The 14068-nt window shown below is 61.5% G+C and carries 13 protein-coding genes; 4 read left to right on the forward strand and 9 right to left on the reverse strand.

Annotation, left to right across the window (positions count from 1 at the left end):
• Positions 1-610: 610 nt before the first annotated feature.
• From DMO26_RS34005 to DMO26_RS31510, 7 genes are all read right to left on the reverse strand, one after another.
• Complete coding sequence (locus DMO26_RS34005) at positions 611-760, reverse strand: hypothetical protein (RefSeq protein WP_162895152.1); 150 nt, start codon at positions 758-760, stop codon at positions 611-613.
• A 74-nt stretch (positions 761-834) separates the two neighbouring features.
• Complete coding sequence (locus DMO26_RS31485) at positions 835-1731, reverse strand: general secretion pathway protein GspK (protein WP_117196246.1); 897 nt, start codon at positions 1729-1731, stop codon at positions 835-837.
• A 79-nt stretch (positions 1732-1810) separates the two neighbouring features.
• Positions 1811-2371 (reverse strand): prepilin peptidase, encoded by a 561-nt coding sequence (locus tag DMO26_RS31490; protein WP_117196247.1) that lies wholly within the window; start codon positions 2369-2371, stop codon positions 1811-1813.
• The gene (gene gspD, locus DMO26_RS31495; RefSeq protein ID WP_162895153.1) at positions 2368-4440 is read right to left on the reverse strand and encodes a type II secretion system secretin GspD; all 2073 of its coding nucleotides are present in this window, start codon (positions 4438-4440) and stop codon (positions 2368-2370) included. Before gspD ends, DMO26_RS31490 begins: the two co-directional genes overlap by 4 nt.
• Before the next feature lie 265 nt (positions 4441-4705).
• Positions 4706-5983, reverse strand: coding sequence for a TRAP transporter large permease (locus tag DMO26_RS31500; RefSeq protein ID WP_117196232.1), 1278 nt, complete (start codon positions 5981-5983; stop codon positions 4706-4708).
• Positions 5980-6525, reverse strand: coding sequence for a TRAP transporter small permease (locus tag DMO26_RS31505; protein WP_117196233.1), 546 nt, complete (start codon positions 6523-6525; stop codon positions 5980-5982). The genes DMO26_RS31500 and DMO26_RS31505 overlap by 4 nt, the downstream gene beginning before the upstream one ends.
• Before the next feature lie 216 nt (positions 6526-6741).
• A complete protein-coding gene (locus DMO26_RS31510; RefSeq protein ID WP_117196234.1) occupies positions 6742-7032 on the reverse strand; it encodes a DUF1330 domain-containing protein in 291 nt (96 codons plus the stop codon).
• A gap of 410 nt (positions 7033-7442) precedes the next feature.
• Here DMO26_RS31510 and DMO26_RS31515 point away from each other — a divergent pair, with 410 nt between their 5' ends.
• From DMO26_RS31515 to DMO26_RS31530, 4 genes are read left to right on the forward strand one after another with little or no spacing between them, the layout of a single operon-like run.
• Complete coding sequence (locus DMO26_RS31515; RefSeq protein ID WP_117196249.1) at positions 7443-8027, forward strand: DUF2796 domain-containing protein; 585 nt, start codon at positions 7443-7445, stop codon at positions 8025-8027.
• Positions 8028-8029: 2 nt separating this feature from the next.
• On the forward strand, positions 8030-8755 hold the full coding sequence (locus DMO26_RS31520; protein ID WP_117196250.1) for an ABC transporter ATP-binding protein: 726 nt from the start codon (positions 8030-8032) through the stop codon (positions 8753-8755).
• On the forward strand, positions 8752-10008 hold the full coding sequence (locus DMO26_RS31525; protein WP_205421291.1) for an ABC transporter permease: 1257 nt from the start codon (positions 8752-8754) through the stop codon (positions 10006-10008). Before DMO26_RS31520 ends, DMO26_RS31525 begins: the two co-directional genes overlap by 4 nt.
• Entirely contained in the window at positions 10005-10730 is a 726-nt protein-coding gene (locus DMO26_RS31530) for a DUF3299 domain-containing protein (protein ID WP_117196251.1), read from the forward strand. Before DMO26_RS31525 ends, DMO26_RS31530 begins: the two co-directional genes overlap by 4 nt.
• 73 nt (positions 10731-10803) lie before the next feature.
• On the opposite strand, the gene DMO26_RS31535 is transcribed toward DMO26_RS31530, so the two are convergent.
• Positions 10804-12489, reverse strand: a complete 1686-nt coding sequence (locus tag DMO26_RS31535; protein WP_162895154.1) for a GspE/PulE family protein — start codon at positions 12487-12489, stop codon at positions 10804-10806.
• A gap of 274 nt (positions 12490-12763) precedes the next feature.
• Positions 12764-14068: NAD(P)(+) transhydrogenase (Re/Si-specific) subunit beta (locus DMO26_RS31540; protein WP_162895155.1), on the reverse strand; the 1305-nt coding region annotated here is incomplete at its 5' end.

Raw genomic sequence — 14068 nt, forward strand, 5'->3', positions numbered from 1 at the left:
CTGCGTCCGAAGTCGTCGAGGCCTGCAAGGCCGCGGGCGGCCGCGCCATCGCGGTGCAGGGAAACGTGGACAAGAGACAAGACGTTCAGGCGCTGTTCAGCGCCTGCGACCGTGAACTTGGGCGCGGAATATCGAGAATCGATGATTGAGCCTATCCTATGGGTCCTTATCATCGATCCTCGGTATTACCTGCCTCGTTAACAATGGCGGGATGAGGAGAGCGGTGACGACCCCCATGGGGCGCATCGCGGAGCCTGACGACATCGCGCGCGCGGCCCTGTGGCCCGCGTCTCCCGGTTCCGGGTTTCATGACAGGCACCCTAATCACGGTGGCCGGAGAGCTCTGATGCCCTGCAGTCGGGGTATCCCACAAAGGAATGACAGGATGGTCTGGCACACTTGCTGAGACAATCGCATCCCTCATCAGTGTGGCCGCGGCAAGAGCGCGGCGGAGGAACGTCCCATTCTGCGCGCGCTGAAGGGGTTGCCATACAAGATGGCGATGCGGCCTCAGTGCTCCTCATCCATTGTGCTTAGTGACGATCGCCAAGGGATTATGCGGCTGCGCGCCATGCCTGGCGTGACCGTTCAATTCGATGAACCCGTCCTGTCAACCTGAGCAGGCGTGCCGCTGCTCCGCACTGGTAAAATCCCGGAAGCTTTGAAGCGATTCGTTGCCGATGATAGCTGGTTGCATCGCATCTCCGTCGTACGGCGTCCCTTCAGGCAGACGCTCCGCGGCGGCGAAGGTCGAAGCCATGCTGAAGTCCTCAGACCAAGGCATATTTACGATCGTTCAGCCCTGACCCCCGCGATGATAATGCGTCCACGCATTCATTCCAGCTCAATTGCCACGCGACGCCAGTCAAGCACTCTGTAGGGTGCCTCATCCGCGTTCAATACAAGCATCAATGCCTCGAAAGATTCGCTGTAACCTGACTGCAGGGTTGTGCTGAGATTGACGCGCCAACTTGATGCCTGCTCTGGCGTGTTAAAGGTTACTGCAGCCAGTGACTGGTCGAGTTGCGTGCGCGACAGGCGGCCGGCACGAAAGTTCCTGATCGCGTTTTGCGCCGACGATGGCAAGCCGGGAATGTTGCCCAGCACTTTATTGTCGAGCGCTTCGAGGCGAACGCCGGCCAAGCCAGAGGAGACGGTGACATAGGAGTCGATGGCAATGGCAATGTCAGGTGTTATTCCTGGGAGCGCGGCGAGTTCCGAAACCGTCTGAAATAGCCCTGTGTCGTTTTTATCCTGCTGCGGAGCGGAACCGGATGTCTGTCCGTTCGGCTGAGAAGGCTTGGCGCGGCGGCCCACGATCTTTGTGGCCAAGTCGTCGGCAATTCCTGGAGCGGCGCCAGCGGCGCGCAATGCGCCAACGATCAGCGGCCGCTCGGCCGTGTTGAGGTCGATCCGCAAGGCTTCATTCGTCGCAGAGATGGAAGCGACTCCGGCCGGCAGGGTAATGGTGGACGATATTTGGTCTCTCAGCTTGATCGCGCCGTCTGGCGGGCCAGCGCGGATATCGGCCGCAGCCTGCGCCAGGCCGGCTTCCGCCAGAATGCGCGCCGCCACCTTGTCCTCCGTGACGCGCACGCTCGCCACGACTCCGGACATTTGCATGCGAAGGGTAACGGCAAGGAACCCCAGAAAAATGAGGATCCACAAGACGCTGACGAGAATTGTACCCCGCCGGCTCTTTGCCGAGCTTATGTTCACTACGAAACCCATTCTGTCTTATGTTTCGATGAAAATCGCGACACGGCCCGGTCTCCGGACAAGATCTTGCATGCCCGACCAGGAGATATGTTCACCATGCGGGGGGCATCCATGTCCAGACAATCACAAGTGCCGGCGCGAGGAACGTTCCGAACGGAATCCGCGCCGCAGCTCGGAGCGGGCGTTGCAGACGAGCCGCGCGGATGACGCTGAAGATGAAAGCGGCGACCGAAGCAAGTATGATCTGGGCGCCAACGCCGGCTGGCCCCGCCAAGACGACGGACACACCAATCAGCTTGATGTCGCCAAAGCCGATGCCGTCGCGGCCCCGCAGCCCTCCATACACAACGTTGAACAAACACAGCAGACACATGAGCGCTGCTCCCGACCCGATGCGCCAGCCCAGCGCGGCGAAATCACCCATCTCGAACCACCAATCGACGAGCGCGACGACCAGTATGCCGGCCGTGTAGCGGTCTGGAATGAGCAAAGACGCAAGATCATGGACTGCGATTGCCGCCGCCAGAAGGCACAGCACAAGCGTTGATGCGACGAAGAACGAGGGGCTGCCGGCCACGAAGGGCACGATAGCGATGGCTTGCGTGAATGCGATGATGGCGATAGACCGCCGCCGTGCCTTCAAAAGCTTCATTCAATCGTCGTCTTGGTCGGTCGCCGCAGCGGAACGGTTCCGGATTGTTGATTTATCAGCCGCAATTGCGATCGCATCTGCTCAGCCACATTTTGCGCATCCAAGCTGTCGCGGATGACTTGCGGCCGGATCAGGATGATGAGTTCGCTGCGCGACGCGGAATTCTGGTTGGAGCGGAACGCGTCGCCGATCAGCGGAAGGTCGCCGAGAATCGGCACGCCGTCGCGACCGCGCTGCTGGCGTTCGCTGATCAGGCCGCCGAGCATCACCGTCTGGCCGCTGGTCACCGACACAGTCGAACTCACATGTCGCTGCGAGATCGTTGGCGTCAGTGACTGCGCCTGACTTCTCTGCACGGAGCTGATCTCCTGCTCAATGACCAGGCTAATCGTGCCGTTGCCGGTGATGCGCGGCAGGACCTTCAGAATGACGCCGGTATTGCGGAACTCGACATTGTTGACGACCGGCGCCTCCGGGTCGGTCACCGATTGTGCCGTGCGCGTCACGATAGGGATTTCATCGCCCACCTGTAGAACGGCTGGCTTATTGTCGAGGACGACGACCGACGGCGATGACAGCACCTTGACCTCGGTAATACCGCGCAAGGCGTCGATGACGACGCGCGGCTCGGTCTCAGGGCCTAGCAAAAGGTTGAAGCCCGGGAGTGTCCGTGACAGCACGGCCTGGCCTGCTTCGCCGAACAGACCTACCGATCCGTTGTTGCGGCCACGGCCTATATCGTTGGAGTTCAGGAAGAACTGCACACCATAACGTAAATCGTTGGTCAGAGTGACCTCGGCGATCGTCGCTTCGATGGCAACCTGCTCTTGCCGTCGGTCGAGGGCGGTAATCGCTTGTTCGATCAGTCGTTGCTGGTCGGGGCGCGCGTAAATGAGAATCGTGTTGTTTTCGGGATTTGCGGTGATGCGGACGCCGCTTTGTGACCCGGCGCCGCCAACAGCTCCCGAGGCAGGCTGGGAGGTGTCCCCACTGGCGGCCGGCTGGTTATCGGCCATCCGCTCTGCAGGCGTCGCCGCGCTCGTACTATCCGCAGAATTCGCGCCGAAGCTGGTGGCATCGGCTTGGGAGCCGGGCGGAAACTGTGCGGCCGGATCATTCGAAGCGGACGATGCCGGGATACCGTTGAATATCTCGTTGACCATCGATGCGAGACGTCGTGCTTCGAGGTGCTGGACCTTGTACACTCGCAGATTGGAGGCAGACCCGTCGATCCGGTCGAGCCGCTCGATCCAGCTCGCCGCGCGCTGTAACTGGTTGCGCGTCTTCGCCACCACCAAAATCATATTGCTGCGATCGATCGGCTGGACTCTGATCGTGTTGCGTCCGCGTCCGCCCTCTCCAATGTCGAGGACACGGGTCAGTTCGGGCATGATGGTCGCTGCTCTGGAATTGTTGACGGGGAAAATGCCGACCGACTGGTCTGCCAGCCAATCCTGATCGAATGAGTTCGCGGCTTCGACCGCCGCGGTCCGCTCCGCCGCCGTTCCCTGGAGGATGAGCGCATTGCGGCCGGGGTCCTCGCGCACCATGCCAGGACGGGTCACAAAGTTTTCGAGCAGTGGCAGAATCGTGCTGGCAGTCACGTTTTTCAATGGGAACACCGTGACGCCGTAGCCTGGCTGGATAGTTGTGCCCCGATCGAGCTCGGCGTTTCCAAACGCTTCGTTCGCAGGCACCAGCCGTAACCGGTCGCTTTCGCGCATCATAGCCACGCCATTGCTGCGCAGCGCGGACTCGAACATTGTGAGAATTTCGCGGGCCGGCTTTGGCGTCGACGTCGTGATTGAAACCTTGCCCGTGACTCTCGGATCTATCGAATAACTGATGCCCAGCACTTCGCCCAGAACTGTCCGGGCCGCGACTTTGATCTCGGCTTCCTCGAGTTTGACCTCAAACTCTTCGTCGCCCAGCCGTTCGAGCGACTTGCGTTCGCCCGCCGTCAGTGGCTGTCCGTAGCCATAATATACTGCACCTTGCCGGTTGTTCTGCGTACGGCCGAAACCGAGGCTCGACAGAAAACCGCCGCCTGATGACTGGCGTGCACTCAAATCTGCGTTTGTGACCTTTTCCAGGGGATCCGGTCTCGCAGTGATGTCTTCAAATTGGTAACCAGTGGATGTACATGCAGCCACTATCACCAAAGCGCCCGCGGCCAAACTTCTGCGGAACCACACGGTGTAAGCGTTTAGAGCGCTGCATCGTTGACTTGTCCTCACCTACACGCCCCACCCCACGCTGGGAATCGACACTACTTCGGTGACAGCAATGTCCGGAAACCTACTCATGCCCACCTTCTCCGGATTGATTTGGGTTTCAATGGAGCCATCGTGCTGGCACGGTGACCAGGGCGGGGAAGAGGACGAGGAGCACGATGAGGGTCATCTGGGCCGCAAGGTAAGGCATGGCACCCTTTGTCGCCTCCTCCATTGAAACGCCGCTGACGCCGCAGACTGTGTTGAGGACCGTCCCGACGGGAGGGGTGATCATTCCGACCGCGTTGACCATCATGAAGATGACCCCGAAATAGACCGGGTCGATACCGGCGGCCTTGACGATCGGCATGAGGATGGGCACCAGAATGGTTATGCAGGGTGCGAAATCGAGCGCCGTACCGACGATGAAGACGGCCAGAACGATCATGCCCATCAGCAAGACCGGCGAGTCGATGAATGGACCGAGAAGACTGACGAGCTGGGCGGGCATGTTGGAAATCGTCAGCATGAAGCCGGAGATCATGGAGGCAGCCACCAACAGCATGATCACTGCCGTCAAGCGCCCGGCGGCGAGCAGCGCGTCATAGAGCAGCCGCGGTGTGAGCTCCCGATAGACAAACAGCCCGACGAACAGCGCATAGGCGGCGGCAACGACGCCGGCCTCGGTCGGGGTGAAGATGCCGAACCGTAGTCCGGCCAGGATGATCGCCGGCATCATCAACGCCCAACCGGCGGTCATGATGGTCTTCGGGAGGTCCCTGCGCGGTATTTTGGGCCGGATCGCCGTCGCTTCCTTTTTGGAGAGGAACCACCAGGCGGCCATGAGGCTCACCCCCATTAGGAGCCCTGGCACGATTCCGGCGAAGAACAGGCCGACGATGGAAATGTTTGCGGTGACGCCCAGGATGATGAACCCGACAGACGGCGGGATCACAGGGGCGATAATGCCTGTAGCCGACATCAGGCCCGAGGCTCGACCCATATGATAGCCCGCATCCCGCATCAGGGGGACCAGCATGACCGCGAGCGTCGCTGTATCCGCGATTGCGGAGCCGGAGACGCTGGCAAGCACCAGGCCCGTACCGATGACCACGTAACCGAGGCCGCCACGCAGGTGACCGACAAACGCCAACGCCACGCTGACGATGCGGCGGGAGAGGCCGCCGGCGTTCATGAGCTCGCCGGCAATGAGAAAGAACGGGATCGCCATCAGCGGATAGCTGTCAGCGCCATTGACCAGCCGCTGCGCCAGAATCTGTGCATCCAGATTACCCATCAGCATCATCATCGCGATGCCCGACAGCATCAGAGCGAAGGCGATGGGGACCCCGATGCCCATCGCACCAAGGAGGGAAACGATAAAGACCAAACCGCTCACGGTGCTTTCTCCGAAATAAGCGCGGGGGGCACGACGGGCAGCGGCTCGACATGCTCCACCCCCGACCAGGGGGCGGGCAGGATGCCGCGCAGCGAGCGCCAGAGATCAAGCAGGAGAATCAGCGCCATCAGGATGGCCGCGGCGAGCCCTGCGGCGTAGATGGCGCCCACGGGAATTCCCGACAGCGCCTGGACGTTGCCCCACTCGATGACGGTGAGTGCCCAGCTGCCCACCCCCAAGAGCCAGCAGCACCACAGCATCAGGCCGTATGAAAGAAGGAAGCAGACGAAGCGCGCCCCTCGAGGCAACCTGACGACCAAAGACTCGACGCCGAGATGCGCGCCCTTGGCCAGCGCCACCACGGATCCCATGAAGATGACCCAGACGAGGACTACACGGGATACTTCGACGGCAAACGGAATGCCCGAGCTGAAGCCATAGCGCAGCACGACATTCGTAAAGATCAGGAGGCTGATGACGACCATGCCGGCGACGACGAAGACGTCGAAAGCCTTGAATAGCCACCGCAACGGAGAAGACATGACTGCTCCCAGAAGGTTGTGCGCGCCTGCGACGGCCTTCGCCGCACTCTGACAAGGATCGGGCGACCGTCAGCCGGGCTTCCAGCTGCCGGCCGGGCGCGACACCCGGCCGCTGATGAAGGCAGGCCCTGCTGATGCGGTCGATCAGCGCGCAAGGGGTAGAGACGATGATCCCTCAAACCGGCATGGCAGAGGTCTCGGGCAAAGCTTGCGGTGTCAGACGCCTTCCACCACAGCCAGATGTACCTTGGCATGCTTCTCGCGGGCCTTGATCGCCGTCTGATACTCGGGAGAATTGTAGCAAGCGAGGGCGGTCTCGTAGTCCTTGAACTCGATGACTGCCAGGCGGTTCGCGTGTGGGCCTTCCATGACCTGGCTCGTTCCCGCGCGAACGACGAAGGCCGCCCCGTATTTGTCGAACGCTGCCTTGTTCAAGGCAATGTATTGCTTGTACCCCTCATGGTCTGCAATATCGACCATTGCAACCCAGTAGCCTTTTTTTGTCATCTACTCCCTCTCCCTACACAAATCCCCGGCCCCTCTCGCGGAAGGTATGGGTGGCCCGATGCGTTCACATTCGGAACACACGAGTTGCCTTTGATCCTCCTCGATCACGCGGCAATAACCGAAACGGCAATTTGACTACAATATGGACAATCTGCCCAAAGATGTGTATTCTCATCATGTCCCATTGTCAAGCTCGCAAGCACATGCACCATCAACCCCATTCAACTCCAGAACAAAACACACCGAGAGCTCGCCGATTCACGTGCAGGACGCAGTCCCCTTCTCGAAGTTCATGCGGTGCTGCAGATCAGCGCGGATGCCCCCGGAAAGATCGGCATCGCGTATCGCCATAGTCGAGGTACGGCCTGTCGATGACGGCTACAAATCATACCGAGTTGGAGAAATAGGAAATGAGATTGCATCACCACGTCCGGACATTGTTTGCCGCCGGCATGCTTATCGTCGTTTCGGCCGTGCACGCAGAAGAAGAACGAAGAGAGCTTGGCCCACATGTACACGGGCACGGGACGCTGGTAATCGTCGTTGAGGACAACAATCTTCAGATGGAACTCTCCGCACCGGGTATGGATATTGTCGGGTTTGAATATGAACCCGAAACCGCCAGGGAAAGGAAAGCCGTGGAGGACGCCCTCGCCGACCTGAAGGAACCGTTGAAACTAATCACGTTGCCCGAATCTGCGGGGTGCACCGTCACCTCCGCCGATGCCAGTATCGCCGTTAAAGACCACGAGGATCATGATGAAGCGGCGGGAGCTGAGAAGACCGCGGAAACCGACGAAAAGGAGGGCCGTCACACTGAATTCCGAGCATCTTACGCCCTCGCCTGCGCAGACACCGCTTCGATCACGTCGATCTACTTCCCCTTTTTCAACCGCTTCTCCGGTTCCGAAATGCTTGCCGTGACGACCATCACAGACAATGGGCAGTCCTCCTACGAGGTGACGCGCGAGGTGCGCCGTCTGGAAGAAATGTAGTGATGAACGCGCAAAGACCGACGGACGCCGTGAGCTTGCGCAGCGTCGAATTCAAGTGGAATGCGCGTGACGCTTTTGGCCTCTCGGTCGGCGAATTCGCGGTTTCCCGGGGCGAGCGTCTCCTTCTGCTCGGCGCGTCCGGCAGTGGAAAGTCGACACTGCTCAGCCTGCTGACCGGCATCGCGCTGGCGCAGGCCGGGAGCCTGGAAATCCTGGGGCAACGGCTTGATGCACTGGGCAGCAGCGGGCGTGATCGGTTTCGCGCTGAACACTTTGGCATCATCTTCCAGATGTTCAATCTTCTTCCCTACGGCGACGTCATTGACAATGTGCTGCTGCCGCTCAGCTTCGCACCGGCGCGTCGCACCCGCGCGACGGCCGCGGGCGGCGCTGAGGGCGAAGCGCGGCGCCTCCTGTCGGCGCTGGGACTCCCGGCGGATATCGGGCGGCGAACGGCGGCCACGCTGAGCGTCGGTCAGCAGCAACGCGTCGCGACCGCGCGAGCCCTCATCGGTTCACCCGAAATCATCGTTGCCGACGAGCCGACATCGGCTCTCGACGACGATCGGCAGCAGAACTTTCTCGACCTTCTGTTCGGCCAGGTCGATGCCACGAATGCGACCCTGATCATGGTCAGTCACGACAGGCGCCTGGCGCGACATTTTACCAGGGTGATCGAGCTCACCGACATCCTGGCACCGTCGCAGCGCGAAGGCGCCGCGACATGATCGTCGCGCGCCTCGCCCTGCAATCCCTGCTCAATCGGTGGATCACGGTTTTGCTGACGGTCCTAGCGATCTCCGTTAGCGTCGTGCTGCTGCTCGGAGTCGAAAAGGTGCGCAGCGGGGCGAAGGACAGCTTCGCAGGCACGGTGTCGGGCGCGGATGTGGTCATCGGCGCAAGGTCAGGCGCCATGCAGCTCCTTCTCTATTCGGTGTTCCGGATTGGAAACGCAACCAACAACGTCACTTGGCGCAGTTACCAGGACATCGTTTCGCGCGCGGAGGTAGCCTGGGCGATCCCTCTTTCCCTTGGCGACAGTCACCGCGGCTTTCGCGTCATCGGGACCACTCTGGACTATTTCGAGCACTTGCAGTACCGCGGCGGCCAGACCTTGAAGTTTGCCGCAGGTACGCCCTTCGACGACCTGTTCGATGTAGTCCTTGGCTCGGACGTTGCAAGTCGGCTTGGCTATTCCATCGGCGACAAGATCACCGTCACGCACAGTGCGGGCTCCTTTGGGCCACGGCATGACGACCTCCCGTTTCGCGTGTCCGGTATTCTGGCACGGACCGGCACGCCGGTGGACAAGTCTCTCCATGTCAGTCTCAAGGCTATCGAGGCCATTCATGTCGACTGGCGGTCCGGTTCGCGGATTCCGGGACAAGTTACGCCGGCCGACCGTCTGCGGCAGATGTCGCTTCCTCCGAAGGCGATAACTGCCGCGATCATCGGCTTGAAGGCGCGCCTGCAAGTCATAGGGTTCCAGCGCGCTGTGAACGAGTATAGAGCCGAGCCTCTTTCAGCAGTGCTGCCGGGGGTCGCCTTGCAGGAGATGTGGGGACTGGTCGCCACCGCCGAGACCGCATTGCTTGGTGTCTCCGCGATGGTCGTGGTGACCTCGATGCTGGGCTTGTCGGCGATGATCCTGTCGACCCTCAACGAGCGGCGGCGCGAGATTGCGATCTTGCGCTCGCTTGGGGCGAGACCCCGGACGGTTGCAGGGCTGCTTGTCGGAGAGGCGACGGTGCTGACCGTGGCGGGCATCGCGATTGGCATGGCCACACTCTACGCAGTCCTCGTGGTGGCCCGCCCGATTGTCGATAAAGAGTTTGGCATCGACATCGGCATTCAGCCTCCATCCGCGACCGATGCCCTGTTGCTTCTGGCAATATCGATCGGCGGAATGGCTGCCGGCTTTCTGCCTGCCTACCGCGCCTACAGGATGTCCCTTGCAGACGGCATGATGGTGAGAACATGAAACACGCAGGATTCCTCGGTAATGCGATATCGATACTCCGCGGCATTGCTCTCATTTTGGCTATTTTCAGCCTCGGCAGCAGCGCTGCATTCAGCGCCGGCGCCACGCAGCTAAAATGGGAGATGCTGATCCCGCCGGCAGAAGCGCTGTCATTTTCCCCGAATGATCTTCCTCTCGAGCAGCAGCAGGCATTGGGAAGCGTCCTCTACTGGAAAGGTCACCCGTCGGGCGAACTGAGCGAGGAGTTCGCTCTCCAACATGCGGAAGCCAAGAAGAGGGTCGACGAAGACAGGGAGAAACTCGCGGCGCAAGGCGTCGATCTCGATGCGCTTTATAACCAATACGTAGCCTGGGCTACAGAGGTCGAGCGGCGTGGAACTCTGACGGAGACGAAGTATGATGGAGAACGCGTATCCATCGCCGGCTATCTGCTGCCTTTGGATTTCGCTCCAAGCGGCACGACAGAGTTCCTGCTCGTCCCCTATTTCGGCGCCTGCATCCATGAGCCGCCACCGCCGCCGAACCAGGTGATCTACCTGAAATCCTCCGCTCCTTACGCGCCGAAGGCTCTGTTTGACGCCGTCATGACAACCGGCACGATGCGCGTGCAGTCCGAGAAGAAGAACCTTTCCTTTATGGACGGCTCGGGCGATGTTGCCTCGGGCTACCTTCTGGAGGGCGAGAGCATCGTGCCTTATGAGGGTGACAAAGGCGGGCAATAGCGGCCGATGGCTGCGGAGGAGCGTCCAGCCGCCGATCGCAGATCCGACGCAGCGCATCCACCGACGGGCGCGCTCAGCGAAACCCGGTGACCCGGAGCACCTCCGCCGGCGAGGTGAGCCCTTGGCCTGCCTTCCTAGCGCCATCGTGCGACATGGTGCTCATCCCCCGTTTCAGCGCGAGCGCCTCGATCCTGGCGTGGTCTGCCCCTTGTGAAGCGAGTTCGGTGATGGCCTCGTCTAGGACCAGGATCTCGAAGACGGCGATGCGGCCTCGATATCCGGTGCCGTTGCAACGGCCGCAGCCAATCGCGTTGAACACTTTCTGGCCCGGGGACAACCCGACGGCCTGGTAACGGGAGTCCGAGGAAAAGGTCTCGGACGAGAGAATTCCTTCCTGCTTGCAGTGATCGCAGAGCCGCCGCAACAGGCGCTGGGAGACGATACCGCGTACGGCGCCGACCAGCAGATAGGTCTCGACACCCAGGTCGCGCATACGCGTGAAGGCCGCCGCCGCGGTGTTCGCGTGGACGGTGGTGAGAACGAGGTGTCCGGTGAGCGCTGCCTGGACGGCGGCCCGAGCCGTCTCGCCGTCGCGTATCTCGCCGACCAGGATCACGTCGGGGTCCTGTCGCACGAACGTCCGGATCGCGGATGAGAAAGTTATGCCGATCGCCGAGTTGATCTGCGACTGCACGATGCCGGGGATCTGGTACTCGACGGGATCCTCGATGGTCACGATCTTGCGGCCCGGATCGTTCAGTTTCGAGAGCGCTGCGGCGAGCGTCGTCGTCTTGCCGCTGCCGGTCGGGCCGGCGACGGCGATCATTCCGTGGGTGTGCTCAAGGAGCCGGTTCAGCGTCTGCCGTTCTTGGTCATCCAGGCCCACGCCCGCGAAATCCAAAAGGACGCTGTCGCGGTGCAGGATGCGCATGACGACGGTCTCGCCATGGATGGAGGAGAGGGTTGCAACGCGCAGTTCGACTTCCCGGTCGCCGATGGGAAGGCGCATCGCACCATCCTGAGGCTTGCGGCGCTCGGTGATGTCGAGGCCGGCGAGAACCTTGATTCGCGACACGATCGCATCGCCCATTTCGTGCGGCGGTGAAGGCATGATCCGCAAGATGCCGTCGATGCGGAAACGCATCACGAGCCGGCCGCGCATCGGTTCGAGGTGGATGTCGGTTGCTCTCAGGTCGAGCGCGCGCCGGAAGATGTCGTCAACGACAACCACAACCGGCGCGCCGCTTGCGAGATCCCGCAGGCTTGCGATAGCTGCTTCGGAGGTTGTTCCTTCGCCGGTGGCCTGGGCAACATCCTGGGCGCCCGAAAGACGTTCCAGGCAGGATTCTAGGTCGGGTGCGGGAACTACGCAGACTTCGACGTCACCGTTGAGAACGGATCGCAGCGCCTCTATCGGGTCTGCGTCTCCGGGGTGGAGAACACCTATGACGGCACTCCCGTCCGGCGCCGTGAGCGGCGCCACCCAATTCTCCACAAGAAATCGGTTTGAGAGATTCTGCGCGACGGGCCTGTAGTCAGCGAGTTGCTGCCGGTCGAGAAGCCGCACACCATAATAGGACGACAGGAAGCCTGCCAGCGCATCGGCGTCGACGATCTGCGCTTCGATCAGGCGGTGGAGGTCGGAGGCTCGCGAGGCCGCGTTATCACCGAAAAGGCCCCGCGTAGCCTCGTGGCTCGCCAGGCCGGCATTGGCCATGGACGACAAGAGTGCGTGTAAGTCTGTAAGCTTTGGGTTCATTGAACGTACCTGTCGCACTTGACCCTTGAGCACAGTGGACGCCGGCTTGCGCATTCCGGATCCGCCTGTCGGCTTAGCCCGCAGCGCGGTCTGCCTGACGTACAATTCCGGATCCGGCGGTTCCCCGGAAATGCTGCGCCAAACCAGAAGGCTGTGCGGCTTCGGAGGACGAAGGATCTCTTAGCCGCAAAGGCAGACCGCGCCGCCCTGGAATGAGCAAGCCTGGAATGGGTGGAGCCCTTTTCGCTTCATCGCCTTGCCGGGCGTATCAATCTCAGTGCTTCATGGCTTTGACGATGTCTTCCGTCATCTTTTTGGCGTCGCCGAGCAGCATCATCGTGCCGTCCTTGTAGAACAGCGTGTTGTCGATGCCGGCGTACCCCGAACCGAGCGAGCGCTTGACGAAGAGGCAGGTCTTGGCGCGGTCGACGTCGAGGATCGGCATGCCGTAGATCGGCGAGGACTTGTCGTCGCGGGCCGCCGGATTGGTGACGTCGTTGGCGCCGATGACATAGGCGACGTCGGCCTGGGCGAATTCGGCGTTGATGTCTTCCAGCTCGAAGACCTCGTCATACGGCACGTTGGCTTCGGCGAGCAGCACGTTCATATGCCCCGGCATGCGGCCGGCGACCGGATGGATCGCGTATTTCACCTCGACGCCATGCTCCTTCAGCGTATCGGCAAGCTCGCGCAGCGCATGCTGCGCCTGAGCGACCGCCATGCCGTAACCCGGCACGATGATGACCTTCGACGCGTTCTGCATCAGGAAGGCCGCGTCGTCCGCCGAACCCTGCTTGACCGTCCGCTGCACGCCGTCATCCGCGCCCGCTGCCGCCGTCTCGCTGCCGAAGCCGCCGAGGATGACGGAGATGAAGGAGCGGTTCATGCCCTTGCACATGATGTAGGACAGGATCGCACCAGACGAGCCGACCAGCGCGCCGGTGATGATCAGCGCGAGATTGCCGAGCGTGAAGCCGATGCCGGCCGCGGCCCAGCCGGAATAGGAGTTCAGCATCGACACGACGACCGGCATGTCCGCGCCGCCGATCGGGATGATGATCAGCACGCCGAGCGCCAGCGCCAGGATGACGACCAGCCAGAAGTCGAAATGGCTTTCCGTCTGCACCAGGCCGAAGACGAAGACGACGATCAGCACCAGAAGGCCGATATTGATCGCATGCCGGTAGGGCAGCATGATCGGCTTGCCGGACATGCGTCCGTCGAGCTTCAGGAAGGCGATGATCGAACCGGTGAAGGTGATCGCCCCGATCGCCGCGCCGAGCGCCATTTCGATCAGCGCCTGGCCGTGGATGTCGCCGATCGCGCCGATGCCGAAGGAATCGGGTGCGTAAAGCGCCGCCGCCGCCACCATCACCGCGGCAAGGCCGACCAGCGAGTGGAAGCCGGCGACGAGCTGCGGCATCGCCGTCATCGGAATGGTGCGGGCGATATAGGCCCCTGCCCCGCCGCCCATGGCAAGCGCCAGCACGATCAGGATGAAGCCTCCGAAGCTCGGCGTGGCGAGCAGAAGCGTGGTGAGGATGGCGATCCCCATGCCGGCCATGCCGTAGACATTGCC

The sequence above is a fragment of the Rhizobium terrae genome (assembly GCF_003425685.1).
Taxonomy (GTDB): Bacteria; Pseudomonadota; Alphaproteobacteria; order Rhizobiales; family Rhizobiaceae; genus Neorhizobium; species Neorhizobium terrae.